General features: G+C 73.5%; 19 protein-coding genes. 11 read left to right on the top strand and 8 right to left on the bottom strand.

Annotation, left to right across the window (positions count from 1 at the left end):
• The first annotated feature begins 100 nt into the window (after positions 1-100).
• From AB0399_RS17325 to AB0399_RS17310, 4 genes are all read left to right on the top strand, one after another.
• A complete protein-coding gene (locus tag AB0399_RS17325) occupies positions 101-1,255 on the top strand; it encodes a substrate-binding domain-containing protein (protein ID WP_366411874.1) in 1,155 nt (384 codons plus the stop codon).
• Between the two features lie 85 nt (positions 1,256-1,340).
• Positions 1,341-2,579 (top strand): extracellular solute-binding protein, encoded by a 1,239-nt coding sequence (locus AB0399_RS17320; RefSeq protein WP_328466989.1) that lies wholly within the window; start codon positions 1,341-1,343, stop codon positions 2,577-2,579.
• 93 nt (positions 2,580-2,672) lie between these two features.
• Positions 2,673-3,890 (top strand): sugar ABC transporter permease, encoded by a 1,218-nt coding sequence (locus tag AB0399_RS17315; RefSeq protein ID WP_366411873.1) that lies wholly within the window; start codon positions 2,673-2,675, stop codon positions 3,888-3,890.
• Positions 3,887-4,828, top strand: coding sequence for a carbohydrate ABC transporter permease (locus AB0399_RS17310; protein ID WP_366411872.1), 942 nt, complete (start codon positions 3,887-3,889; stop codon positions 4,826-4,828). The genes AB0399_RS17315 and AB0399_RS17310 overlap by 4 nt, the downstream gene beginning before the upstream one ends.
• Positions 4,829-4,951: 123 nt before the next feature.
• Here AB0399_RS17310 and AB0399_RS17305 read toward each other — a convergent pair whose 3' ends face one another.
• Positions 4,952-5,809 carry a hypothetical protein gene (locus tag AB0399_RS17305; RefSeq protein WP_366411871.1) on the bottom strand — a complete coding sequence of 286 codons (858 nt, stop codon included), beginning with the start codon at positions 5,807-5,809 and terminating at the stop codon, positions 4,952-4,954.
• A gap of 234 nt (positions 5,810-6,043) precedes the next feature.
• The gene (locus AB0399_RS17300; RefSeq protein ID WP_329366713.1) at positions 6,044-6,610 is read right to left on the bottom strand and encodes a TetR family transcriptional regulator; all 567 of its coding nucleotides are present in this window, start codon (positions 6,608-6,610) and stop codon (positions 6,044-6,046) included.
• 112 nt (positions 6,611-6,722) lie between these two features.
• On the opposite strand from AB0399_RS17300, the gene AB0399_RS17295 reads away from it, so the two are divergent.
• The 4 genes from AB0399_RS17295 to AB0399_RS17280 all read left to right on the top strand — a co-directional run bounded on the left by AB0399_RS17295 (position 6,723) and on the right by AB0399_RS17280 (position 13,038).
• The gene (locus AB0399_RS17295; protein WP_329366715.1) at positions 6,723-7,649 is read left to right on the top strand and encodes an SDR family NAD(P)-dependent oxidoreductase; all 927 of its coding nucleotides are present in this window, start codon (positions 6,723-6,725) and stop codon (positions 7,647-7,649) included.
• A gap of 107 nt (positions 7,650-7,756) precedes the next feature.
• The gene (locus tag AB0399_RS17290) at positions 7,757-9,196 is read left to right on the top strand and encodes a cytosine permease (RefSeq protein WP_366411870.1); all 1,440 of its coding nucleotides are present in this window, start codon (positions 7,757-7,759) and stop codon (positions 9,194-9,196) included.
• Positions 9,197-9,388: 192 nt separating this feature from the next.
• Complete coding sequence (locus AB0399_RS17285) at positions 9,389-10,300, top strand: FAD binding domain-containing protein (protein ID WP_366411869.1); 912 nt, start codon at positions 9,389-9,391, stop codon at positions 10,298-10,300.
• Positions 10,297-13,038, top strand: a complete 2,742-nt coding sequence (locus tag AB0399_RS17280) for a molybdopterin-dependent oxidoreductase (RefSeq protein WP_366411868.1) — start codon at positions 10,297-10,299, stop codon at positions 13,036-13,038. Before AB0399_RS17285 ends, AB0399_RS17280 begins: the two co-directional genes overlap by 4 nt.
• Positions 13,039-13,045: 7 nt before the next feature.
• On the opposite strand, the gene AB0399_RS17275 is transcribed toward AB0399_RS17280, so the two are convergent.
• A complete protein-coding gene (locus tag AB0399_RS17275) occupies positions 13,046-14,875 on the bottom strand; it encodes an APC family permease (protein WP_366411867.1) in 1,830 nt (609 codons plus the stop codon).
• Positions 14,876-14,989: 114 nt separating this feature from the next.
• On the opposite strand from AB0399_RS17275, the gene AB0399_RS17270 reads away from it, so the two are divergent.
• From AB0399_RS17270 to AB0399_RS17260, 3 genes are all read left to right on the top strand, one after another.
• Complete coding sequence (locus AB0399_RS17270; RefSeq protein WP_366411866.1) at positions 14,990-15,985, top strand: amidohydrolase family protein; 996 nt, start codon at positions 14,990-14,992, stop codon at positions 15,983-15,985.
• A gap of 154 nt (positions 15,986-16,139) precedes the next feature.
• On the top strand, positions 16,140-16,670 hold the full coding sequence (locus tag AB0399_RS17265; protein ID WP_329366726.1) for a TerD family protein: 531 nt from the start codon (positions 16,140-16,142) through the stop codon (positions 16,668-16,670).
• Positions 16,671-16,912: 242 nt separating this feature from the next.
• Positions 16,913-17,788 (top strand): lysozyme, encoded by an 876-nt coding sequence (locus AB0399_RS17260; protein ID WP_329366727.1) that lies wholly within the window; start codon positions 16,913-16,915, stop codon positions 17,786-17,788.
• On the opposite strand, the gene AB0399_RS17255 is transcribed toward AB0399_RS17260, so the two are convergent.
• The 5 genes from AB0399_RS17255 to AB0399_RS17235 form a co-directional block, all read right to left on the bottom strand.
• Positions 17,737-18,579, bottom strand: a complete 843-nt coding sequence (locus AB0399_RS17255) for a DUF1295 domain-containing protein (RefSeq protein ID WP_366411865.1) — start codon at positions 18,577-18,579, stop codon at positions 17,737-17,739. The genes AB0399_RS17260 and AB0399_RS17255 overlap by 52 nt on opposite strands.
• A complete protein-coding gene (locus AB0399_RS17250; protein ID WP_366411864.1) occupies positions 18,576-19,958 on the bottom strand; it encodes a cyclopropane-fatty-acyl-phospholipid synthase family protein in 1,383 nt (460 codons plus the stop codon). Before AB0399_RS17250 ends, AB0399_RS17255 begins: the two co-directional genes overlap by 4 nt.
• A complete protein-coding gene (locus AB0399_RS17245; RefSeq protein WP_366411863.1) occupies positions 19,955-21,340 on the bottom strand; it encodes a cyclopropane-fatty-acyl-phospholipid synthase family protein in 1,386 nt (461 codons plus the stop codon). Before AB0399_RS17245 ends, AB0399_RS17250 begins: the two co-directional genes overlap by 4 nt.
• Positions 21,337-22,050 (bottom strand): DUF1365 domain-containing protein, encoded by a 714-nt coding sequence (locus AB0399_RS17240; RefSeq protein ID WP_366411898.1) that lies wholly within the window; start codon positions 22,048-22,050, stop codon positions 21,337-21,339. Before AB0399_RS17240 ends, AB0399_RS17245 begins: the two co-directional genes overlap by 4 nt.
• A 137-nt stretch (positions 22,051-22,187) precedes the next feature.
• Complete coding sequence (locus tag AB0399_RS17235; protein ID WP_366411862.1) at positions 22,188-23,447, bottom strand: FAD-dependent oxidoreductase; 1,260 nt, start codon at positions 23,445-23,447, stop codon at positions 22,188-22,190.
• Between the last annotated feature and the right edge of the window lie 362 nt (positions 23,448-23,809).

Genomic DNA, 23,809 nt, shown 5'->3' with positions numbered 1-23,809 from the left:
GCCAACCAGCACCTGAAGGGGATTTTATCGTTCCATCAAACGCAGCGCTGCGTCGGTAACGTGGTGCCGCGGGGACTTCGGAGAACGAGGGAGGCCGTAGGTGGCGCGTGGCAAAGCCGCAGGTGGCAACGGGGGCAAGCCGGTAACGCTGGCCATGGTGGCGCAGCGGGCCGGGGTGTCGGCGCAGACCGTTTCCAATGCGCTGAACTCCCCCGGCCTGCTGGCCGGCGAGACCCTGGAGCGGGTCCGCCGGGCGATCGCGGACCTCGACTACCGGCCGAGCCAGGCCGCCCGCTCGCTGCGCACCCGCTCCAGCCGGCTGATCGGCTACGGCCTCGCCCCGACCCCGCCGACCATCTCCACGTTCGTGGCCGACCGCTTCCTGCACGCGCTGTCGGACTCGGCCGACCGGGCCGGTTACCGGGTGCTGCTCTTCGCCGCGCCGTTCGGTACCGAGGACGAGCAGGAGCGCTACGACCAGCTCGTGCGCGACCACTCGGTGGACGCGTTCGTGCTCAGCAACACCCACCGGGGCGACCGCCGGCCGGGCTGGCTGGCCAAGTGGGAGATCCCGTACGTGGCGTTCGGCCGCTCCTGGGCCGCCCGTGACGCCGGCGACTGGGTCGACGTCGACGGCGCGCACGGCACGTCCGAGGCGGTGGACCACCTGGTCGCCGCCGGGCACCGCCGGATCGGCCTGCTCGGCTGGCCGCGCGGTTCCGGCGTCGGCGACGACCGGGCCCGCGGCTGGCGCGAGGCGATGGAACGGCACGACCTGCCGGTACGCGGCCTGCGGCGGTTCGCCGAGGACGACGCGAAGGCGGCCCAGGAGGCCGTGGCCCCGCTGCTGGACAACGGCAACGGCGTCACCGCCGTGGTCGCGGTCAGCGACACCCTCGCGCTGGGTGTCTACCGGGCGCTGCGCGAGCGCGGCCGTACCCCCGGCACCGACGTGGCCGTGGTCGGCTTCGACGACTCGCCGGCCGCCGCGCTGCTCTCGCCGAGCCTGAGCAGCCTGCACCAGCCACTGGAGGAGGTCGGCCGGGCCTGCACCCGGCTGCTGGTGAACCGGATCGAGAACCCGCGGGCCGATCCGCAACAGCTTCTGCTCGCACCGGAACTGGTGGCCCGGGAGAGTTCCGCGCCGCACCCGGGCGAGCGGTCGGAGCTGCCAGAGCGGCCGGAGCCGCACCCGGCCCCCCGCCCGGACGCGCACCCGGACCCCCGCCCGGACGCGCACCCGTCCCCCGAATGACCCCCGGCCCCGCCCCCGGGCCGGGCCCCCACCCGCTTTCGCTTTCGCACCCGCACACCGCTATCCGTACAGCCTCGGAGAGATGATGAACGTACGCAGAGCCGCCCCCGCCGCCTTGTGCGGCGCCCTCCTGCTGGCCGGTTGCTCGTCGAATTTCGGCAGCGACTCCAGCAGCAAGCAGGACAGCGGAGGTAAGCAGCACCTCACGGTGATGATCGGCTCGTCCGGTGACGCCGAGACCAACGCCGTGAAGGCGGCGGCCGCCGCCTGGGCGAAGAAGACCGGCAACACCGTCACGGTGACCCCGGCGCAGAACCTCGACCAGCAGCTCGGCCAGGCCCTGGCGGGCGGCAAGCCGCCGGACGTCTTCTACGTCGGCTCCAACACCTTCGCCAACTACGCCAAGGGCAACTCGCTGTACCCGTACGGCGACCAGCTCTCGTACCAGGACGACTTCTCCGACTCGCTGCGGAAGTCCTTCTCCTACAACGGCAAGTTCGTCTGCGCGCCCAAGGACACCTCGACGCTGGCGCTGGCGATCAACACGGACATGTGGAAGAAGGCCGGCCTGACCGCGGCCGACTACCCCACCACCTGGCCGCAGCTGGAGAAGGTCGCGAAGAAGCTCACCAGCTCCAAGACGACCGGGCTGGTGGTGGACGCGTCCTACAACGAGCTGGGCGTCTTCATGAAGCAGGCCGGCGGCTGGATCACCAACCCCGGGCAGACCGCGATGACCGCCGACAGCGCCGCGAACGTCGAGGCACTGACGTACGTCAAGAAGCTGCTGAAGGAAGGTGCGCTGAAGTTCCCCAAGCAGGTCGACACCGGCTGGGGCGGCGAGGCGCTGGGCACCCAGAAGGCCGCGATGACCATCGAGGGCAACTGGCTGACCGGCGCGATGCAGTCGGACTACCCGAAGGTCGGGTACAAGGTGCTGTCGCTGCCTGACGGCCCGGCGGGCAAGGGCACGCTGTCGTTCAGCACCTGCTGGGGCGTCGCCAACAAGAGCGCCCACCACGACGCGGCGGTCGACCTGGTGAAGGCGTTCACCGCCGTGCCGCAGGAGCTGTCCTTCGCCGGCGCCTACGGCGTGCTGCCCTCCCGGACCAGCGCCCTGGCCGCGTACAGCGAGAAGTACCCCGCGAACAAGGCGTTCGCCGACGGCGCGTCCTACGGGCAGGGGCCGGTGACGATCCCCGGGTTCTCGAAGGTGCTCGCGCAGTTCGACACCGATCTGAGCGGGCTGGCCACCGCCGACCCGAAGACGATCCTGTCCAGCCTGCAGAAGAACGGCACGGCGGCGCTCAAGTCGGGCGGCTGATCCCCGACGCCGGCGGCAGCCGGCCGTAGGCGGCATCGAACGGTCCGATCGACCGGCAGCACCCGATCAGCGGGCAGTGTGAAGGGAAGGAACATGCGCAAGGAGCAGCAGGGCGGCGCGGCAGCCGTCGCACTGCCCGCGGTTCGCCGGACGGGGCCGAACGGACCGGGCGGCGAGAAGGAACCGGCCGGACCGGGAGCAGGGAAGGCGCCGGCCGGGAAGGCGGGGAAGGCCGGCCGGACCCGGGGCAGCCTCATGAGCCGGCGACACGGCCGCTGGGGCTGGCTGTTCGTCAGCCCGATGGTGATCGTGCTCGGGCTGTTCCTGCTGCTCCCGATCCTGATGGCGCTGTGGGTCAGCCTGCTGCACTGGGACGGCCAGTCCAACCCGTTCAGCTCGGCGGCCGACTTCGTCGGCGTACGCAACTACACCGACCTGTTCGGCAGCAGCGGCGGGCTCAACCACCAGCTCTTCATGATCTCGCTGCGCAACAACCTCTACTACGTGGTGCTGGTGGTGCCGCTCCAGACCGTGCTGGCACTGGGCCTGGCGCTGGCGGTCAACAGCCGCCGGCTCAAGCGCAAGGGGCCGCTGCGCACGGCGTTCTTCTTCCCGTCCGTCACCAGCTCCATCGCGATCTCCACCGTCTTCCTCTTCCTCTTCCAGGGCAGCGGCGCGGTCAACGCGCTGCTGAAGTGGGTGGGCATCACCGGGCCCAAGTGGTTCACCGACGCGCACGGCCTGGTCTGGACGGTGCTCGGCGGGCTCGGCCTGGTCGACCCGAACAAGCCGGTGCACGCGCTCGCCGCGCACAGCGTGCTCGGGCTGTCCTGGTGGGACTGGCTGGCCGGGCCGTCCATCGCGATGTGCACGATCATCGTGCTGGCGGTGTGGACCACCTCGGGCACCTTCATGCTGATGTTCCTCGCCGCGCTCCAGGACGTGCCCGCCGAACTGGAGGAGCAGGCCCGGGTGGACGGCGCCAGCCGCTGGCAGTCGCTGCGCCACGTCACCCTGCCCGCGCTGCGCCCGGTGATCTTCCTGGTGCTCACCCTCGGGCTGATCGGCACCTGGCAGGTCTTCGACGCCGTGTACGTGATGAGCCAGGGCGCCCCCGGCAACACCACCCTCACGCCCGCCTACCTGTCGTACACCTCCGGTTTCCAGGACAGCGACTACGGCCACGCGGCCGCGATCGCGTTCATCCTGCTGGCGATCATCATGCTGATGACGCTGGTGCAGCGGGTGCTGCTGCGGGAGCGCGGTGAGCACCCGGGCCGTGTCCGCCGACTCCTCGGGAGGAACCGATGAGCATCATCCGAAGGAATCCCGAGCACGCCGAGGGTCCTGCGAACGCCCGGAACCCCGAGCACGCCGAGCACGCCGAGCGCGCCGCACCGCGGCCGCGGCGCTCGGTGAGCACCGTCCTGGTGCTGGGCGTGGCCGGGCTGCTGGGCGTGGTGTACGTCCTGCCGTTCGTGATCCAGCTCGTGACGTCGTTCAAGACCGACCCCGACGCGGCGGCCCACCCGCTGTCGCTGCTGCCCGACCCCTTCACGCTGGACTCCTACCGGCGGCTGTTCGGGTTCGGCGGGGGCGAGTCGATCCCGTTCACCCGCTGGCTGGGCAACTCCGTGCTGGTCACCGTCTTCATCACCGGCGGCCGGGTGTTCTTCGACTCCCTCGCCGGATACGCGCTGGCCCGGCTGGACTTCCGCGGCCGCAACCTGCTCTTCAACGGCCTGCTGACGGTGATGTCGGTGCCCGGCGTGGTGCTGCTCATCCCGAAGTTCCTGGTCCTCAACCAGCTGGGCATGTTCGACACCTACGCGGGCATGATCGTGCCCCTGCTGGTCGACGCCGCCGGGGTGTTCATCATGCGGCAGTTCTTCCTGTCCGTGCCCAAGGAGGTCGAGGAGGCCGCGCGGATCGACGGCGCCGGGGTCTTCCGCACCTTCTGGTCGGTGGTGCTGCCGATGGCCCGCCCGGCCCTGATCACCCTGACCATCCTCTCCTTCCAGTCGTCCTGGAACGAGTTCACCCACTTCCTCGTGGCCACCCAGTCCCCCCAGTACGAGACCCTGACCACCGGCCTGGCGCGGTTCGTCTCCGGCAGCCTCAGCGCCGGCACCCAGTACCCGCTGAAGCTCACCGCGGCCCTGCTCGCCACGATCCCGGTGGCCGTCCTGTTCTTCGTCTTCCAGCGCCACTTCGTGCGCGGCGCCAACTCCGGCTCCGTCAAGGGCTGAGCGCGGAACCGGGCCGGCCCCGCCGCCATGGCCGCGCCGAGCCGCTGAGCGGCCGCGCGGCCGTCGGGACGGCGTGAGGGGCCGGCCCGACGGCGTGACGGGTCAGCCCGACGGCGTGACGGGTCAGCCCCTCGTGGCGAAGACGCCTGCCGGGAAGGCGCCGTTCGCCACGGCCGTACGGGTCAGGCGGGCGCCGATCTCGGTGAGCCGGGCCGTGCCGGTCTCGCCGAGGTGGCGGTAGGGGTCGGCGGCCAGCCGGTCGGTGGTCTCCTCGATGTCGTGGCGCAGCGCGGTGCCCGCCGGGGTGAGGGCGTCGTCGGCGTCGAGCAGGCCGCGCTCGCGCAGCCGCTCGCAGCCGGCGGTCCACTCCTGCCGGCTCCAGCCGCGGCTGGCGCACGCGAACTCCCGGGTCATGCCCTGGCCGGTCGCGGTATGGGTGATCAGCGCCTCGATCCCGTCGAGTCCGGCGCCGGCCAGCGCGGCGATGTGGCCGTCGCCGCGGTGCTCGCGCAGCAGCGCGGCGCAGTGCCACAACGCCAGCTGCGGCGCCTTCGGCGCGTCCAGATCGGCGTGGGCGGCGTACAGCGGGCGGCCGGGGGCGGCGCACGCCTCGGTGGCGGTCGTCGCCAGCGCGGCGGCCTCGGCGACCTCGGGGTCGTCGGCGGCGTCCTCGCCGAGCACCCGGCGCAGCGCGGCCTCCACCGCCCGCCACCGCGCGTCCAGCACGGCCGCCGGCGCGGCGGCCTGCCACGCCCGGGGGATGTGCCGGGCGATCAGCGCGGGGTTGAAGTTGTAGAAGGTGGCCGCCACGACGCCCGCGCCCACGGCGCCCATGGCCGCCGACCGGCTCGCGAGGTATGCCATACCGCCCGGTTCCAGGCCGATCGCGGTGAACTCCCGCTCCGCCTCGGGCGCGAAGTAGATCAGCGAGTGCAACGGGTTGAGCGCGCTGTTGCAGTGCCGGGCCGCCGTCAGTGTCATACGGCCATCGTAGGCACGGCGGGCGGAAAATCTACCCGCGAGTACGACTGTGGCCGGTTCCCAACTCCCGCCCGCCGAAAGGCCATGCGCGAGCCCCCACCCGAGCCCCCGTACGCCTCGTACGCCCGCGCCTCGTACGCCCGCGCCCCGTGCGCCTCGTACGCCCGCAGCCGCAGCCGCAGCCGCAGCCGCAGCCACCGTCGACCGCCGCAACAAGGGCCGACCGCCGCAGCCTCACCCCGCGATCAGCGCCGCCACCGCGTCGGTGACCACCTTGCGCCGGCGTGCCGTCCCGCCCCCCGCCAGGCTGGCGTCGAGCTCCGGGGTGTTGGAACTCCAGAAGCCGGACAGGTGCAGCACCAGGCCGAGCAGTTCCTCCGCGCTGAACCGGGTGGGCAGCAGGCCGTCGCGCTGCGCGCCCGCGACCGCCTCGATCTTGGCGGCGTTGCTCTGCATGACCACCGGGATCGGGGCGCCGGTGCCGGACCGCTCCAGCCGGTACCAGGTCGCGAGGCGCTGCACCCACGGCCGCGCCTCGTACGAGTCGAAGAGCCGGCCCGCGTACTCGGGCAGGTCGGCCGGGTCGATCGGCACGGCGTCCACGGTCTCGCGGCACATGGCGTCGAAGACCGCGTCGAACAGGCCGTCCTTGCTGCTGAAGTAGTGGTAGATCTGCGCCTTGTTGCTCTTCGCCGCGGCGGCGATCCGGTCCACCCGGGCGCCCGCGATGCCGTACGCGGCGAACTCCTCGGTCGCCGCGCGCAGCAGCCGGCGACGGGTCGCCTCGGCATCCCTGTTCATGGCACTCAGCCTATCTACTAACCAGATAGTTGACAAAGGGCGGGTGGAGGAGTCGGATGGAGTTGCTAATCAACCGGTTAGTCAGCAACCCGTCCCGGATCGGAGCCCCGCCATGCCCTCACCGTCCGCCACCCCCTCGAACGCGAACGCCCCCTCGCACCAGTCCGCCGTCTTCCTCGTCAGCGGCGCCTCCCGCGGGCTGGGCCGGGAGATCGTGCGGGCCGCCGCGGAGGCCGGGCACCGCGTGGTGGCCGGCGTACGCACGCCGGCATCGCTGGACGACCTCGCCGAGCGCTACGGCGAGCAGATCGCCGTCGTCCCGCTGGACGTGACCGACGACACGCAGGTCCGGGCCGCCGTGCGCACCGCCGTGGACCGCTTCGGCCGGCTCGACGTGCTGGTCAACAACGCCGGGTACGCCAACGTCGGGGCCGTGGAGGACGTCGCCTTCGACGACTTCCGCGCGCAGATCGACACCAACCTCCTCGGCGTGGTCCGGCTCACCCAGGCCGCGCTGCCGGTACTGCGCGAGCAGGGGTCGGGGCACATCGTGCAGGTCTCGTCGGTCGGCGGCCGGCTGGCCACCCCGGGGCTGGCGGCCTACCAGTCCGCGAAGTGGGCGGTCGGCGGGTTCTCCTCGGTGCTGGCGGCCGAGGTCGCGCCGCTCGGCATCAAGGTCACCGTGCTCGAACCGGGCGGGATGTCCACGGAGTGGGCCGGCTCCTCGATGCGGGTCGACCCGGTCCGGCCCGCGTACGAGCCGACCGTGGGGGCGATGGCCGCCCTGCACAGCGGCGGCTCCGCGACGGCGGCGAGCGACCCGGCCAAGGTCGCCCGTCTCGTCCTCGACGTCGTCGCCCTCCCCGACCCGCCGCTGCGGCTGCTCGTGGGCGCCGACGCCTTCCGCTACGCCACCGCCGCCGGCCGCGCCCTGCTCGCCTCCGACGAGCAGCACAGGGCGCTGAGCGAGTCCACCACCTCCGACGGCGCCACCGACGCCCACCTCGACCCCCTCGGCCACGACGAGCCGCGCCCCTGATCCCCGGGCCTCGACTGGGAAGTACCCCCACCCGCCCCTGGTTTGTGCGGCCCCCTCCGCGGAAAGAGGGTCACCAACCAAGGGGCACGTGGGGCCCAGGAGGCGGCATGACGACCACCGAGCAACCGCGCGTTCCGGGTCTGGAAGTCCGCTCCATCGACTACGTGCCGCTGCGCGAACGGCACGGGAAGCTCTGGCACCTGGGCCCGCTGTGGTTCATGTCGAACGCCCAGATCGCCACCCTCGCCGTCGGCCTGATCAGCATCACCGGCGGCGGCAACCTGATCTGGTCACTGATCTCCATCGTGCTGGGCACCGCGCTCGGCACGTTCTTCATGGCGTTCCACTCCGCGCAGGGGCCTCAGCTCGGGCTGCCGCAGATGATCCAGTCCCGGCCGCAGTTCGGCTACGTCGGCGCGCTGCTGGTGTGGCTCTTCGCCTACGTGCAGTACGCCGGGTTCAACGTCTTCAACACCATCCTGGCCGGCCAGGCGATGAGCCGCACCGCGCACGGCGGGGTGAAGTGGTGGGTGGCCGGCGTGACCGTGCTCGCCCTGCTGGTCGCGCTCGTCGGCTACGACGTCATCCACCGCGCCGAGCAGGTCCTCACCTACGTGTTCCTGGCGGTCTTCGGCGTCTTCACCGTCGGGGTGCTGGTGACGCTGCACTACCCGGCCGGGTCGTTCGACCTCGGCGGCTTCAGGTGGACCCCGTTCCTGGCGCAGTTCGGGGTGGTGGCGGGCTACCAGATCAGCTGGGCGATCTACGTGTCCGACTACTCCCGCTACCTGCCGCCTGGCGTCACCGTGCGCAGGACCTTCTACTGGACGTACTTCGGCTCCGCGCTCGGCGGCGCGTGGCTGATGGTGCTGGGCTCCCTGCTGGCCGCGTGGGCGGGCCAGGACTTCGACACGATCGCCTCGATCGACGCGGCCGGCGACAAGGTCTTCGACGGCTTCGGCGCGGTGGTGCTGGTCTTCTCGGCGCTCGGCCTGGTCTCGGTCACCGCGCTGAACATGTACGGCGGTTCGCTGACGCTGATCAGCGCGGCCGACTCGATCCGCAAGGTCCGCCCGACGATCAGCGCCCGGCTGCTGACCCTCGCCTTCACCGCGGCCCTGTCGCTGGCCGGCGCGCTCGCCGCGACCTCGCACTTCCTGACGAACTTCAACAACTTCCTGCTGCTGGTGCTCTACCTGTTCATCCCGTGGACCGCGGTGAACCTGATGGACTACTACGTGGTGCGGCGCGGGCATTACGCCATCGCGGAGATCTTCAAGCCGCACGGCATATACGGACGTTGGGGCTGGCGCGGGATCATCGCGTACCTGGTGGGCTTCGGCGCGATGGTGCCGTTCTTCTCGGTGGGCACGCTCTTCACCGGGCCCGCCGCGAAGGCGCTGAACGGCGCGGACATCTCCTTGTTCATCGGGCTGCCCGTGTCGGGACTGCTGTACTGGTGGCTGGCCCGCACCATCGACGTGGCCGCGGAGATCGAACTCGCCGACGCCGAGGCCGCGTCGCTGGAGACGGCCGGGACGGGGTGAGAACGGGGGCGGCGCCGCGGGCCGCGGCACCGGATGTGATGACCGCATCATCCGACGTGAACCGGCCGTTCGGCGTGCGGATGGCGTCCGCACCACCGCCTTCCACCTCCTGTGCGACCCTCCACTCCGACACGCGGTGGTTCCCCGCCGGGAAACGGTCGTCCGCCCCGCGGGCGGTTGCTTCACTGAGTCATGGACCTGAACACCGTGGTGGAGATCCGGGACGCCCGGCACGCCTCCCCGTGGCGGCCGGGCGACGCCTGGCTCGCCGGCGGGACCCACCTGTTCTCCGAACCGCAGCCGCACCTGCGCCGGCTGCACGACCTGAGCCGTACCGGCTGGGAGCCGCTGCGGCACCTGCCCGACGGCTCGCTGGAGATCGCGGCGACCTGCACGATCGCCCGGCTGTCCCGCTTCGGGCGGAGCCTGGACCCGGCCGCCCACCCGGCCGCGCCGCTGATCGAGCAGTGCTGCCGGGCCTTCCTCGCCTCGTTCAAGGTCTGGAACGTGGCCACCGTCGGCGGCAACCTCTGCAACGCCCTGCCGGCCGGCCCGATGATCTCGCTCACCACTGCGCTCGACGGGGTGTGCCTGCTGCTCGACCAGGCGGGCGGGCAACGCGGTTCGCGGGTGGCGGACTTCGTCACCGGCGCCGGGCTCAACGACCTCGCCGAGGGCGAGTTGCTGCGCGCGGTGACGCTGCCGCCGCGCGCGCTGTCCGCGCGCACCGCCTTCCGCCAGGCGTCCCTGTACGCGCTGGGCCGCTCCGGCGTGCTGCTGGTCGGTACCGAGGAACCGCCGGACCCGGCCGAGCGGGCCGAGCGGGCCGCGCGCACGGATCACACGGGCCGCACCCACCGCACCTGGGCACTGACCGTGACCGCCTCGACCGTACGGCCGTTCCGGCTGGCCTTCGCCGGGCCGCCGTCCGCCGACCGGCTGCGGGCCGCGCTGGACGCGGCGATCGGTGACGGCGACTGGTTCGACGACATCCACGGACTGCCCGCCTGGCGGCGGCACATGACGTACCGGCTCGCGGAGGAGATCCGCGCGGAACTGGCCGCACGGCCCGGCGGAGACGCGACGGAGGCCGGTGCGCGATGAGTTACCGGATCGAGGTCAACGGCCGGCCGTTCGACGTGGAGCCGCGGCCGGGCCAGTGCCTGCGCACGTATCTGCGGGACCGGGGCTGGTTCGGCGTCAAGAAGGGCTGCGACGCGGGCGACTGCGGCGCCTGCACCGTGCAGGTCGACGGCGAGCCCGTGCACAGCTGCCTCTACCCGGCGGTGCGCGCCGAGGGCCGCCGGGTCACCACCGTGGAGGGCCTGGCCGGCGCCGACGGCGAACTCCACCCCGTACAGCGGCGGTTCCTCGACGCCCAGGGCTTCCAGTGCGGCTTCTGCACCGCCGGGTTCCTGATGACCGCCGCCGCCCTGGACGAGGAGCAACTCGACGACCTGCCGCAGGCGTTGAAGGGAAACCTGTGCCGCTGCACCGGCTACCGGGCGATCGAGGACGCGATCCGCGGGGTGCGGCACGCCGAGGCGCCCGGGGCGGGCGAGGCGGTCGGCCGCAACCTGCCCGCGCCGGCCGGCCCGCAGGTCGTCACCGGCACCGCCCGCTACACCTTCGACGTCGACGTGCCGGGGCTGCTGCACATGAAGCTGCTGCGCTCCCCGCACGCGCACGCCCGGATCACCGCGATCGACACCTCCGCCGCGCTCCAAGTTCCGGGCGTGCAGGCGGTGTTCACCCACCACGACGCCCCCGACCGGCACTTCTCCACCGCGCGCCACGAGCACCCCGAGGACGACCCGGACGACACCCGGGTGCTCGACGACACCGTCCGGTACGCCGGCCAGCGGGTCGCGGCCGTCGTCGCGGACAGCGAGGGCGCCGCCGAGGAGGGCTGCCGCCGGATCGAGGTGGACTACCAGGTGCTGCCCGCCGTGCTCGACCCGGAGCGGGCGATGGAGCCCGGCGCCCCGGTGGTCCACGACAAGGACGCCCGCACCGCGCGCATCGCCCGGCCGCGGCGGAACGTGGTCGGCGAGCTGCACGGCGAGGTCGGCGACGTCGCGGCCGGGTTCGCGGCGGCCGACGAGGTCTACGAGGAGACCTTCCGCACCGTCCGGGTCCAGCACGCCAGCCTGGAGACGCACGGCGCGGTCGGCTGGATCGACGACGGCGGACGGCTGACCGTACGCACCAGCTCGCAGACCCCGTTCCTGACCCGCCGGGCGCTGTGCGCGCTGTACGACCTGCCGGCCGATCAGGTGCGGGTGGTGGCCGGCCGGGTCGGCGGCGGCTTCGGCGGCAAGCAGGAGATGCTCGTCGAGGACGTGGTGGCGCTGGCGGTACTGCGGCTGCGCCGGCCGGTGAAGCTGGAGTACACCCGGGCCGAGCAGTTCTTCGGCGCGACCACCCGGCACCCGTTCAGCGTCCGGGTCAAGGCCGGCGCGCGCCGCGACGGCACCCTGACCGCGCTGGAGCTGCGGGTGGTGGCGAACACCGGCGCCTACGGCAACCACGGCCCGGCGGTGCTCTTCCACGGCTGCGACGAGTCGCTGTCGGTCTACCGCTGCCCGAACAAGAAGGCCGACGGCTACTGCGTCTACACCCACACCGTGCCGGCCGGCGCCTACCGCGGCTACGGCCTCGGCCAGGTCACCTTCGCGATGGAGTCCGCGCTCGACGAGCTGGCCCGCCGGCTCGGCCTGGACCCGCTGCTGCTCAGGGCCCGCACCGTCATCGGCCCGGACGACCCGCTGGTCACCCCCGTCAGCGAGCCGGAGGAGGACCTGCGCCTCGGCGGCTACGGCCTCGACCAGTGCCTGGACATCGTCCGCCGCGCGCAGGCGGAGCCCCGCACGGAGCAGGTCCCCGACGGCTGGCTGGTCGGCGAGGGCAGCGCCCTGTCGATGAACGCCACCGGCCCGCCCGGCGGCCACTTCGCCGACGCGCGGATGCTGCTGCGCCCCGACGGCGGCTACGAACTCAGCGTCGGCACAGCCGAGTTCGGCAACGGCACCACCACCGTCCACCGCCAGGTCGCGGCGGGCGAACTCGGCACCACCGTCGACCGGATCAACGTCCGCCAGTCCGACACCGACGTCGTGGGCCACGACACCGGCGCCTTCGGCTCCACCGGCGTGGTGGTCGCCGGCAAGGCCACGCTGCGCGCCGCCCGGGCGCTGGCCGACGCCGTCCTGGACTTCGCCGCCGCGCGGCTGCGGGTGCCCCGCGCGCAGGTCAGGCTCACCGAGGACGCGGTGCTCGCCGACGCCGCCGGGCTGCGGCTCCCCCTCGAGGAGGTGCACGCCGCGGCCCGGGCGGTCGGCGTCACCCTCGCCGCGGACGGCCACTTCGGCGGCACCCCGCGCTCGATGGCCTTCAACGCGCAGTACTTCCGGATCGCCGTCGACCCCGGCAGCGGCGAGATCCGCGTCCTGCGCAGCGTGCACGCCGCCGACGCCGGGAAGGTGCTGAACCCGATGCAGTGCCGCGGCCAGGTCGAGGGCGGCGTCGCCCAGGCGCTGGGCGCGACCCTCTTCGAGAACGTCCGCGTCGACGGGAGCGGCCGGGTCGAGACCGCCACCTTCCGCCGCTACCGGCTGCCCGCCTACGCCGACGTGCCGCGCACCGAGGTGCACTTCACCAGGACCGCCGACGCGACCGGCCCGCTGGGCGCCAAGTCGATGAGCGAGAGCCCGTTCAACCCGGTCGCCCCCGCCCTGGCCAACGCCCTGCGCGACGCGACCGGCATCCGCTTCACCGAGCTGCCCTTCACCCGCGACCGCGTCTGGCAGCGCATCGACGCGGCGGCACGGAAGGTGAATTGACCTTCCGTCAGATCTTCAGGCGGTACGGCAGCAGGCAGACGACGACGTCGGTACGGGCCCGTAGCACCGTGGCCAGCAGGATGCCGCGCTGGTTCTGCAGGATCTGGTAGCGACGGTGCCGCGGCTCCACCTCGGGGATGAGGACCGCGATCTGCCGGCCGTCCGCCGCGAGCCGTTTGACGTAGGCGACCACCGGCTCGACCAGCGAGCGGTGCGGGCTGTCCACGATGTCCAGGCGCACCCCGGGCTCCCACCGCGCCCAGGCGTCGCGCAGCGCCCCGGCCCGCTCCGGGTTCGAGTGCACGGCCACCGCGACCACCTCGTCGCCCAACGCGAGGGCAGCGGTGAGGGCGTACCGGGCGACCTCGCTGATCTCTCCGACCGGCACCACGACGAGCCCGATGCCGCCGCGCCCGGGCGGTGCGGGGATACGGCCGAGGCCGAGCTCCCTGCCGACCTCGGTGTAGTAGCGCTGCACCCGGCTGAAGAGCAGCATCAGCAGCGGCACCGCGACCACCACCACCCAGGCGCCTTCGAGGAACTTGGTGCTGAGCAGCACCACGCCGGCGATGGTGGTGAGCACCGCGCCCAGGCCGTTGACCATGGCCCGGCGCAGCCACTTCGGCGGCCGGTCGCCGGCCCAGTGCCGGACCAGGCCGATCTGGCTGATCGAGAAGCCGATGAACACGCCGATCGCGAAGAGCGGCAGCAGCTTGTGGGTGTCGGCGTCGACCGCGATGAGCAGCACGGCCGCGAGCGCGGCGAGCGCGAGCACGCCGTAGCGGTAGACCGGGCGTTCGGCGCGCAGCCCGAAGATGTGCGGCAGCCGGTGGTCGCGGGCGAGCAGGCTCATCAGGACCGGCAGCCCGCCGAAGCTGGTGTTCGCGGCGAGCGCGAGCACGAGGGTGACCACGAGGTTGGTGGCGATGTACGGCCAGCCGGTGCCGTACGCCCCGGCGGTGAGCTGGGCGAGCACCGTCACGCCGCCGCGCGGGACGACGTGGTCGCGGTGGATCAGCACCGACAGCCCGACCAGCATCAGGCCGAGCAGCCCGCCGAGCATCAGCTCGGTGCGCTGGGCGCGCCGCACGCGCGGGGTGCGGAAGGTCGGCACGCCGTTGGCGATGGCCTCGACGCCGGTCAGCGCGGAGCAGCCCGCCGAGAACGCCTTGAGCAGCAGCAGGATGCCGAGCGTCTCGGTGACGTGCACCGGCTCGTGGGTGCCGACCTCGGCCGCGGGGTGGCCGCGCAGCAGCCCGATCACCACGACACCGAGGATGCCCAGCACGAACAGCGCGGTGGGCAGCATCAGCACCCGGGCGCTCTCGGCGACCCCGCGCAGGTTCACCGCGGTGAGCAGCAGCAGGCCGAGCAGGCACACCTCCAGCAGGTGCGAGTTGAGCGCGGGGTAGGCGGAGGCGAGCGCGGCCGCGCCCGCGGCGAGGCTCACCGCGACGGTCAGCACGTAGTCGACGACGAGGCTCGCCGCCGCCAGCAGGCTGACCCGCGTCCCGAGGTCCTTCTTGGCGACGGCGTACGCGCCGCCGCCGTCGGGGTGCACCGCGATCACCTGGCCGTAGGAGACCACCAGCACCACCAGCAGGGCGGTGATCACCAGCGTGATCGGGAGCGTCGCGTCGATCGCCCCGGTGCCGGCCGTGACCAGCACCAGCACGATCGCCTCCGGCCCGTACGCGACCGAGCTGAGCGCGTCGAGCGACAGCGCGGCCAGCCCCTCCAGGCTGGTCAGCCGGTCCTTCTCGGCCTTGCGGTGCCCCTCGCCCGGGCGCACGGGCACCCTCGGCCGCAGTTGGCGACGGGCCAGGCCGAACGTCATGGACACCTCGTGAGGGGCGATACGGTCCTTTTGTCCGTTCAGTGTGACCGCCGGGCCAGCCCGCACGCCCGGGACGCGCGGGCGGCGGTCGGCGGCGATCACCGGCGTGGCACCATGGCCCGGTCGGAGGCCGGACGGACGGACGCGGAGGGCGGTAGCGAGGTGGGCGGGATACCGCGAGCCGAGGCGGAGCCGGGCGGAGCCGGAGCGGACGGCGCCGAAGCGGAGCGGCGGGCGGAGGCCGAGCGGCGCGAGGTGGCGGCCTTCCGGGAGTCGCTCGGGCTGGACCACCTGGTCGACGTCCACACCCACTTCATGCCGCAGCAGGTGCTGTCCAAGGTGTGGGCGTACTTCGACGCGGCCGGGCCGCTGGTGGGCCGGCACTGGCCGATCGCCTACCGGATGGAGGAGCAGCGCCGGGTGGAGGTGCTGCGCGGCTTCGGCGTGCGGGCCTTCACGTCGATGCTCTACCCGCACAAGCCGGGGATGGCCCGCTGGCTCAACGACTGGTCCGCCGACTTCGCCGCCCGCACCCCGGACTGCCTGCACACGGCCACCTTCTTCGCCGAGCCGGGCGCCCTCGCCGACGTGCGGCGCGCGCTCGGCCAGGGCGCGCGGGTCTTCAAGTGCCACGTCCAGGTGGGCGGGTTCGACCCCAACGACCCGCACCTGGACGCCGTATGGCGGCTGCTCGCCGACGAGGGGGTGCCGGTGGTGACGCACTGCGGCTCCGGCCCGGTGCCCGGCGCCCACACCGGCCCGGCCCCGATCGCCGCGCTCCTGGCCCGCCACCCCCGGCTGCGGCTGGTCGTCGCCCACCTCGGCATGCCCGAGTACGAGGACTTCCTCGACCTCGCCGAACGCCACGGCGACGTCATGCTCGACACCACCATGGCGTTCACCCCCTTCGTCGAGTCCGCCGCCCCCTTCCCCCGCGCCGCGCTCCCCCGCCTCGCCGCCCTCCAGGACCGCGTCCTGCTCGGCACCGACTTCCCCAACATCCCCTACACCTACGCCGCCGCCCTGACCGCCCTGCGCACCGCCGACCTCGGCACCCCCTGGCTCCGCGCCGTCTGCCACGACAACGCCACCCGGCTCTTCTCCCTCTGACCCGGCCCCCCTGAAGAGACCGGCCGCGACCGGCCGCGAGCGGCGGCGACCGGTGGCCGGAAGGCGTCGGTGGGTGTGGACAGGGTGGGGTGGAGAGGCGTTAATCGGGGTAAGTGTGGCGGCCCATGACGGGGCGTCGGGGTGGAGGCATGGGATGAACGGCCTCAGCAAGGGGATCGAGCGGGTCGAGGTGCGGTTGAAGTGGGACCCGAGCCCGCTGGGCGCCCCGCCGAGCGATCTGGACCTGATCGCGGCCACGTACTCGGCCGGTGCGGAGCAGGGTGATCCGGCCTACCTCGTGCACTTCGACAGCAGGGCGCCCGACGGGACCATGTGGCTCAACCGGGACAGCAAGAACGGCCAGGGCTTCGGCTTCGACGAGGTGATGACGCTGGAGCTGGACCGGCTCGGCGACGGGTACCGCCGGGTCGTGGTCGGCGCGATGATCCAGCAGAGCTTCGGACGGCTGGAGTTCGGCGCGGTGGCCAACCCGGCCTACCAGATCGTCACCGGCTGGACGGTGCTGGTGGAGGGCGGCCTGACCGAGCTGGGCGGCACCACGGCCGCGACCTTCGCGGAGTTCACCCGGAGCGGGTCCGGCGCCTGGTCCTTCCACTCGCTGCTGCGCGGCTACGACGAGGACCCCGACACCTTCGGCCACTCGATGGGCCGCCCGCCGTCCTGACCGCGTCCCGATCCGCGGCCCGCCCGCCACCCGACCCGCACACCCCGGTGAACCACCGGCGCCACCCGCGCCGACGTGGCCTTTTCCCCGCGCGCGCCGAACTGCCCGGCGCCACGGCCGCGTACGCGCCGACCGGAGAGACCGTGATGGCCCGCGCGTCCAGCGCCGGAGCTTCGCACCCCTCTGTTCCAATAGCGCATATGGGGCATCACCGAAGCAAAGCCACACCCATGGAGGCAGTCATGCGGGACGCCGGGCAGGGCGTGCGGGGACGTACGGGCGTACGGAAGTCGGCGCTGGGGATCGGGTGCGCGGCGGTCGCGGTCGCCGGAGTGCTGGCCGCGCCCGCCGGGCCGGCCGAAGCGGTCGGCGGTGCGCCGCACGTACGCGGCGCGGTGCTCCACCCCGAGCAGGACTGGATGGGGTCGTCCGTCGCGGCCCACGAGGGCCGCTCCAGCACCACCACGGCCACCGGCGGCTCCTCGAACGTCACCCGCACCCCCGGATTCGACGTCAGCAACTGGCAGGGCACCATCGACTGGGCGGCCCAGTACCGCAAGGGCGCCCGGTTCGCGTACATCAAGGCGACCGAGGGCACCACGTACAAGGACCCGAAGTTCGACGCGAACTACACCAACTCCTACTACGCGGGCTTCATCCGCGGTGCCTACCACTTCGCCCGCCCGGACAGCTCCGGCGGCAAGGCGCAGGCGGACTACTTCGTGTCGCACGGCGGCGGCTGGTCCAAGGACGGCAAGACGCTGCCGCCGGCGCTGGACATCGAGTACCCGTCCGGCGCGGCCTGCTACGGCCTGAGCAAGAGCGCGATGGTCAGCTGGATCAGGGCGTTCGTCGACGAGGTGCACGCGAAGACGACCCGCTGGGCGACCATCTACTCCACCACCGACTGGTGGACCCGGTGCACCGGCAACACCTCGGTCTTCGCCGCCGACGACCCGCTGTTCGTGGCGCGTTACGCCTCCAGCGCCGGCAAGCTGCCGGCCGGCTGGCCGTTCTACACCTTCTGGCAGCACGCCGACTCCGGCACGTTCCCCGGCGACCAGGACTACTTCAACGGCCCCCTCAGCGGCCTGCGCAACCTCGCCAACAACACCTGAGGCGGACGCGGCAGGAAGCCGCTGGTGCGGGCGGCGTACGCGGCGTAGCCGGGCCGGTCGGCCATCTGCCGCTCCAGCAGCCGTTTCCCGCTGCCGAAGACCAGCAGGGCGGTCATCAGCAGCGGGCCCGGCGCCGCCACCGCGGCGGCCTGCGGGCTCGCGCACGCCATCGCGTACAGGCCCCACCACACCAGGCAGTCGCCGAAGTAGTTGGGGTGCCGGGTCCAGGCCCACAGGCCGCGGTCCATGATGCGGCCGCGGTTCGCCGGATCGGCCTTGAAGCGGGCGAGTTGGTGGTCGCCGACCGCCTCGAAGGCCAGCCCGGCCGCCCACAGCGCGCCGCCGGCCGCCGCCCACCCGCCGAGCCGCTCGGGGGCGTACTGCATGGCCTGCACCGGCAGCGAGACGACCCACACCAGCGCGCCCTGGACCAGGTAGACGGTGCGCAGCGCGTACCCGGCGCGGCTGCCGGGCGCCTTGGCGAGCATCCGGTCGTAGCGCGGGTCCTCGCCGTGGCCGCGGCCGCGGCGGGCGATGTGCACGGCCAGCCGCAGCCCCCACCCGGCGGTGGCGAGCGTGACCAGCAGCCGCCGCCCGTCGTCGCCGTGCCCGGCCGAGGCGGCGTACGACGCGGCGGCGACCGCGGTGAAGGCCACGCCCCACGCGACGTCCACCACACGGTGCACGCCCTTGGCGAGGGCGACCGCGAAGGTGGCCGCCATGACGCCGAAGGCCGCGAGCGCCGCCCAGCCGAGGCCCTCGGCGAACGCGGCCCAGGGGAAGCCGGTCACGGGCGCACCGGTACGTACCAGTCGTGCGGGGTGGCCGGCAGGCCCGAGCCGCCGAACGGCTCCGGGCGCACCGCGAGGATCTGGTCCACGCCCATCCGGCGCTCCGCGAAGGTCAGCATCGACCCGGCCAGGTAGAGCTGCCAGACCCGGACCGTCGGCTCGCCCGCCAGCGCGGCGAACACCGGCCGGCGCTCCTCCAGGGTGCGGTACCAGGCCGCGATCGTCCGGACGTAGTGCTCGCGCATCGCCTCCACCGACCGCACCTCCAGGCCGGCGTCCTCCAGCAGGTCCACGGTCCGGCCGACCGGGCGCATGTGCATGTCGGGGACGATGTACGACTCGATGAACGCGCCACCGCCGGGCGCGTCGGCGCCGCGGGACATCTGCTGGACCAGCAGCCGGCCGCGCGGGCGCAGCAGGGCGTGCAGCCGGGCGGCGAAGTCCGGGTACTGCTCCTCCCCGACGTGCTCGCCCATCTCGATCGCGCTCACCGCGTCGTATCCGCCGTCGGCGGCGCCGAGGTCGCGGTAGTGGCTCAGCCGCACCTCGACCAGGTCACCGAGGCCCTGCTCCGCGATCCGGGCGGCCACGAAGTCGCGCTGCTCGCGGGAGAGGGTGACGGCGGTGACGCGGGCCTTGAACTCCCGTGCCGCGTAGAGGGAGAGGCTGCCCCAGCCGCAGCCCATGTCCAGCAGCCGCGCGCCGGGGGTCAACGCCAGCTTGCGGCAGACCAGTTCGAGCTTGTCGCGCTGCGCCTCGGCGATGCCGTAACCGGCGCCGCCCGGTACGTCCCCGGGCTCGGACTCGGGCTCATGATCAGGCTCGGTCCCGGGCTCGACACCGGGCTCGGTCGCGGGCTCGGTCTCGGGCTGGGTCCAGTAGCCGCAGGAGTACGCCATCGACGGGTCCAGCAGTTCGGCGTACCAGTCGTTGGACAGGTCGTAGTGGTGGCTGATGGCGGCCCGGTCGCGGCCGGTGCTGTGCAGTGCGCCGCGCTGCTTCGCCTTCCGGACGCCCGGCGGCGCCGGGCGGGGGCCGAGCGCGCCCAGCCGCAGCGCGGTCGCGGCGGCCGCGGCGAGTGCCCGCGGACGGGGGCGGCCGGGTGCCGAACCGCGCTCCCGCACCGCCCGGGCCACCCGGCCGAGCCCGTCGGGCAGGTCGCCCTCGATGTCGAGTTCCCCCGCGATGTACGCCTCGGCCAGGCCCGTGCCGCTGGGCTGCCACAGCAGGCGGCGCAGCGCGCGGCGGCTGCGCACGACGATCACGGGCGCGTCGGCCGGCCCGGTCTCGCTGCCGTCCCAGGCGCGCAGCCGCACCGGCGGCCGGTCGCCGAAGTACCCGTCGAGCAGCCGCCCGAGCCGGTCCGCCACTGTGCTCATCGGTCGTCTCCGTCCGTACGCCCGGGGTCGGTCCCCGTGCCGGTTCCGGCCATGGCGCCGGGGCTCGCGGCGCCGTCCGCGGGCCCGGCACCGTCCGCGGCGCGGGTCAGTACCGTCTGCCGCACGTCCAGGTAGCGGGAGCGGAACCCGGCCTCGGAGTAGGCGAGGTAGAACTCCCACATCCGGCGGAAGGTCGCGTCGAAGCCGAGCGCGGCGACCTCGCCGGCGTCGTCGGCGGCGGTGAACCGCTCGCGCCACAGCCGCAGCGTCTCCGCGTAGTGCGGGCCGAAGCCGTCGTCCCCGGCGACCCGCAGGCCGTGCGCGGCGGCCTCCCGTTCGATGGCCTGGGACGAGGGGATCAGGCCGCCGGGGAAGACGTACTTGCCGATCCAGGTGTAGGTGCCGTGGGTGGCGAGCATCCGGTCGTGCGCCATGGTGATGGCCTGCAGGGCGATCCGGCCGCCGGGGGCGAGGACGCGGGCGAGGGTGCCGAAGTACTCCGGCCAGAACTCGGCGCCGACCGCCTCGATCATCTCCACGCTGACCACGGCGTCGAACCGGCCGCGCACCTCGCGGTAGTCGCGCAGTTCGACCGCGGCCTTCCCGGCGAGGCCCGCGGCGGCGATCCGCGCCTGCGCCAGGTCGCGCTGCTCGCGGGAGAGCGTCACGGTCAGCACCCGCGCACCGCGCCCGGCCGCCCGCAGCGCCAACTCGCCCCAGCCGGTGCCGATCTCCAGCAGCCGGGTGCCCTCGCCGACGCCGGCCAGGTCCAGCAGCCGGTCGATCTTGCGGTGCTGGGCGGCGGCGAGGGTGGCCTGCTCGGCGGGGAAGCCGCGGAACAGGCCGGCGGAGTACGTCATCGTGTCGTCGAGGAAGAGCGCGAACAGCGCGTTCGACAGGTCGTAGTGCCGGCGGATGTTGTCGCGGGCGCCGTCGGGGGTGTTGCGCTGCCGATCCGGGGTGGCGTGCACCCAGGCCCGGCGCAGCCGCTGGAGGCCGTGCGGGACCAGCGCGGTGGCGTTCGCGGCGAGCACGGTGAGCACCCCGACCAGGTCGTCCGCGTCCCACTCGCCGGCCATGTACGACTCGCCGAAGCCGATCAGGCCGTCGACGGCGATCCGGCGGTGGAAGGCCCGCGGGTCGTGCAGCCGCAGCACCGGCCCCCGGTCGCCGCTGCCGGAGCCGTCGGGCAGCCGCACCCGCAGCGGCAGCCGGGCGAACGCGCGGCCGACCAGCAGCCGGGCCACCGCGGTGCGCGGCGGCGAACTGCGCGGCACCCGGGCCGCGTCCGGCCACACGGCGGGGTCCACGCCGGCTCGCGGCGCCGGGGCGGGGATGCCGGGAGCGGTGGCGGTGGTGCGGTCGGAGACGAGTCCGCTCACTTCAGGCCCTCCTGGGTGCGGTGGTGCGGGCGGGGGAGAACGGGCAGGCCGCGCAGGTACAGGCGGATGCCCTGCAGGCGGATCGCCGCGGAGACGGCGAGCGTGGACCAGGGGTGCCGGGCGGCGGCGGCCAGCAGGGCGCGGGTGCCGGCCGGGCGGCGGGTGCCGCGCACCGTCGCGGTGAACGGCCGGCCGCCCTCACGCTCCAGGTGCACGGCCAGTTCCAGCTTCTCGCCGGGTTCGGGCAGCCGCATCCGGTAGGTGCCGTCGACCGGGAAGAACGGCGAGACGTAGAACTCCTTGGGCACCTCGGCCCGGCCCCGCTCGTCGGTGTGCAGCAGGTAGCAGTGCCGCTCGCCGTAGGTGTTGTGCACCTCGGCGACGGTGCACAGCGGCGAGCCGTCCCGTCGGTGGCACCAGTACACGGTGAGCGGGTTGAAGACGTGGCCGAGGACGCGGGCGTGCGCGAGCATCAGCACCCGGCCGCCGTCGAGTGACACGCCCTGCGCGTCCAGGTAGCGCTCCAAGCCCGCGCGCAGGGTGGGTGCGGTGCCCGCGAAGTGGTCGCGCGCGGCGAACCGGGCCAACGGGCGCAGCGCCCGGGGTTGCACCGGAAGGTGGTCGAGGTCGACCAGCCACATGTAGGTGCGGTGCCGGAAGGTGCGGCGGATCGGCCGGGTGCGCACGTGGGTGATCGCGCAGGCGTACAGGCTCGCGGTGCCGGGGGCGCGGTGCGCGCCGGTGTGCGGGACGCCCGCGACCGCGGGTGCGGAAGCCGTGTCGGAGGACGCCGTGTCCGCGGGCGCCGTGTCGGCGGACGCCGTGTCCGCGAGCGGCCGGGCGGGGTTCACCAGCGCACCCCGAGCGCCGCGGCGGCCGCCACCCCCGCGCGGCAGCCGTCCTCGTGGAACCCCCAGCCGTGGTACGCGCCCGCGAACGCCGTCACCGCCGTGTCCAGCTCCGGCAGACGCCGCTGGGCGGCCACCGACTCCGGCGTGTACAGGGGGTGTTCGTAGACCATGCGGGCCAGCACCCGGCCGGGGTCGACCGCCTGCGACGCGTTGAGCGTGACCACGTACTCCTCGGCGGCATCGAGCCGCTGCAACCGGTTCATGTGGTAGCTGACCTGCACCTTCTCGGCGGGAGCCGCGCACGAGGGCATCAGGTAGTTCCAGGAGGCGCGGGCCCTGCGGGCGGTGGGCAGCAGCGACGCGTCGGTGTGCAGCACCGTCTCGTTGCGCGAGTAGCGGAACGCGCCGAGCACCCGCGCCTCGGCGTCGGTGGCGTCGGCGAGGACGGCGAGCGCCTGGTCGGGGTGGGTGGCCAGGACCACCGCGTCATAACCGCGGGTAATACCGTCGGCGGCGGTGACCTCGGCGCGGTCGGGGAAGCGGCGCACCGCGCGGACCGGGGTGCCGGTGTACACCGTGGTCAGCTGCTTGCCGATCCGCCGCACGTACTCCGCGGAGCCGCCGGTGACCGTGCGCCACCGCGGTGACCCGCCCACCGACAGCAGCCCGTGGTGGCGCAGGAAGCGGAAGAGGTAGGCCGCCGGGTACCGCATCGCCTGGTCGGGGGCGCAGGACCACACCGAGGAGACCAGCGGCACCACGAAGTGCGCGGTGAAGTACGGAGTGAAGTCGCGCTCGGCCAGGAAGCCGCCCAGCGTCAGGCGGTCGGCCCGGCCCGAGGCGAGCGCCGCGCGCGCCGCCCGGTGGAAGGACGGCACCTCGGCGAGCAGGCCCAGGTAGCGGCCGCGTATCGCGCTGCCGGGGTGGGCGAACAGGCCGCCGGGGCCGCGCGCGCCCGCGTACTGCAGGCCGCAGCCGTCGCACCGCACGGACAGGCTCATCTCGGAGTCCTGGGTGGCGACGCCGAGTTCGCGGAAGAGCCGCAGCAGCGTCGGGTAGGTGCGGTCGTTGTGCACGATGAAGCCGGTGTCGATCCGCAGCGCCTGCCCGCCCGGGTCGGCCACGTCGTGGGTGTGCGCGTGGCCGCCGAGCCGGTCGTCGGCTTCGTAGAGCGACACCTCGCACACCTGCCGCAACACGTAGGCCGCGGTCAGGCCGGCCACTCCCGAACCCACCACCGCGATACGCCGCCGCACCTCGTCGCCTCGTCTCCGCGCCTTCTTCGCGCCTCGCCCGCTCCCTGTCGACCCCCGTCACCAGTGATTCGGCGCGGCGGCCGAAAAGGATTGGTGGAGAGGCCGGGGTCTGGCGCGGGGCGGGAGTGAGGGCGCGGGCCCGGATGCGGCGATCGCCCGGTTCCGACCGGATATGAGCCGCCGGTGATCGTCGGTTTTCGGTAAAGCGACACCGCTGAGCGCCATACGGTATTCCCACAACGCTCACGTGGCGTGCACACTACAGGCCGGGTGTGGGTCGTGAACGAGCGTGCGGTACAAGGCCCGTGCCTGTCGTTGCCCTCTCACGGACCATCATGTTGGAGTCGTCATCACCCACATAC

Source organism: Streptomyces sp. NPDC088194 (assembly GCF_040702025.1).
Lineage (GTDB): Bacteria > Actinomycetota > Actinomycetes > Streptomycetales > Streptomycetaceae > Actinacidiphila.
Note: the sequence above shows the minus strand (reverse complement) of the source record. Positions and strands in the feature narration are given on the sequence as shown.

Coding starts and splice junctions, on each gene's coding strand:
- AB0399_RS17320 (WP_328466989.1), top strand. CDS start 1,341: ATGAACGTACGCAGAGCCGCCCCCGCCGCCTTGTGCGGCGCCCTCCTG.
- AB0399_RS17315 (WP_366411873.1), top strand. CDS start 2,673: ATGCGCAAGGAGCAGCAGGGCGGCGCGGCAGCCGTCGCACTGCCCGCG.
- AB0399_RS17310 (WP_366411872.1), top strand. CDS start 3,887: ATGAGCATCATCCGAAGGAATCCCGAGCACGCCGAGGGTCCTGCGAAC.
- AB0399_RS17305 (WP_366411871.1), bottom strand. CDS start 5,809: ATGACACTGACGGCGGCCCGGCACTGCAACAGCGCGCTCAACCCGTTG.
- AB0399_RS17300 (WP_329366713.1), bottom strand. CDS start 6,610: ATGAACAGGGATGCCGAGGCGACCCGTCGCCGGCTGCTGCGCGCGGCG.
- AB0399_RS17295 (WP_329366715.1), top strand. CDS start 6,723: ATGCCCTCACCGTCCGCCACCCCCTCGAACGCGAACGCCCCCTCGCAC.
- AB0399_RS17290 (WP_366411870.1), top strand. CDS start 7,757: ATGACGACCACCGAGCAACCGCGCGTTCCGGGTCTGGAAGTCCGCTCC.
- AB0399_RS17285 (WP_366411869.1), top strand. CDS start 9,389: ATGGACCTGAACACCGTGGTGGAGATCCGGGACGCCCGGCACGCCTCC.
- AB0399_RS17280 (WP_366411868.1), top strand. CDS start 10,297: ATGAGTTACCGGATCGAGGTCAACGGCCGGCCGTTCGACGTGGAGCCG.
- AB0399_RS17275 (WP_366411867.1), bottom strand. CDS start 14,875: ATGACGTTCGGCCTGGCCCGTCGCCAACTGCGGCCGAGGGTGCCCGTG.
- AB0399_RS17270 (WP_366411866.1), top strand. CDS start 14,990: ATGGCCCGGTCGGAGGCCGGACGGACGGACGCGGAGGGCGGTAGCGAG.
- AB0399_RS17265 (WP_329366726.1), top strand. CDS start 16,140: ATGAACGGCCTCAGCAAGGGGATCGAGCGGGTCGAGGTGCGGTTGAAG.
- AB0399_RS17260 (WP_329366727.1), top strand. CDS start 16,913: ATGCGGGACGCCGGGCAGGGCGTGCGGGGACGTACGGGCGTACGGAAG.
- AB0399_RS17250 (WP_366411864.1), bottom strand. CDS start 19,958: ATGAGCACAGTGGCGGACCGGCTCGGGCGGCTGCTCGACGGGTACTTC.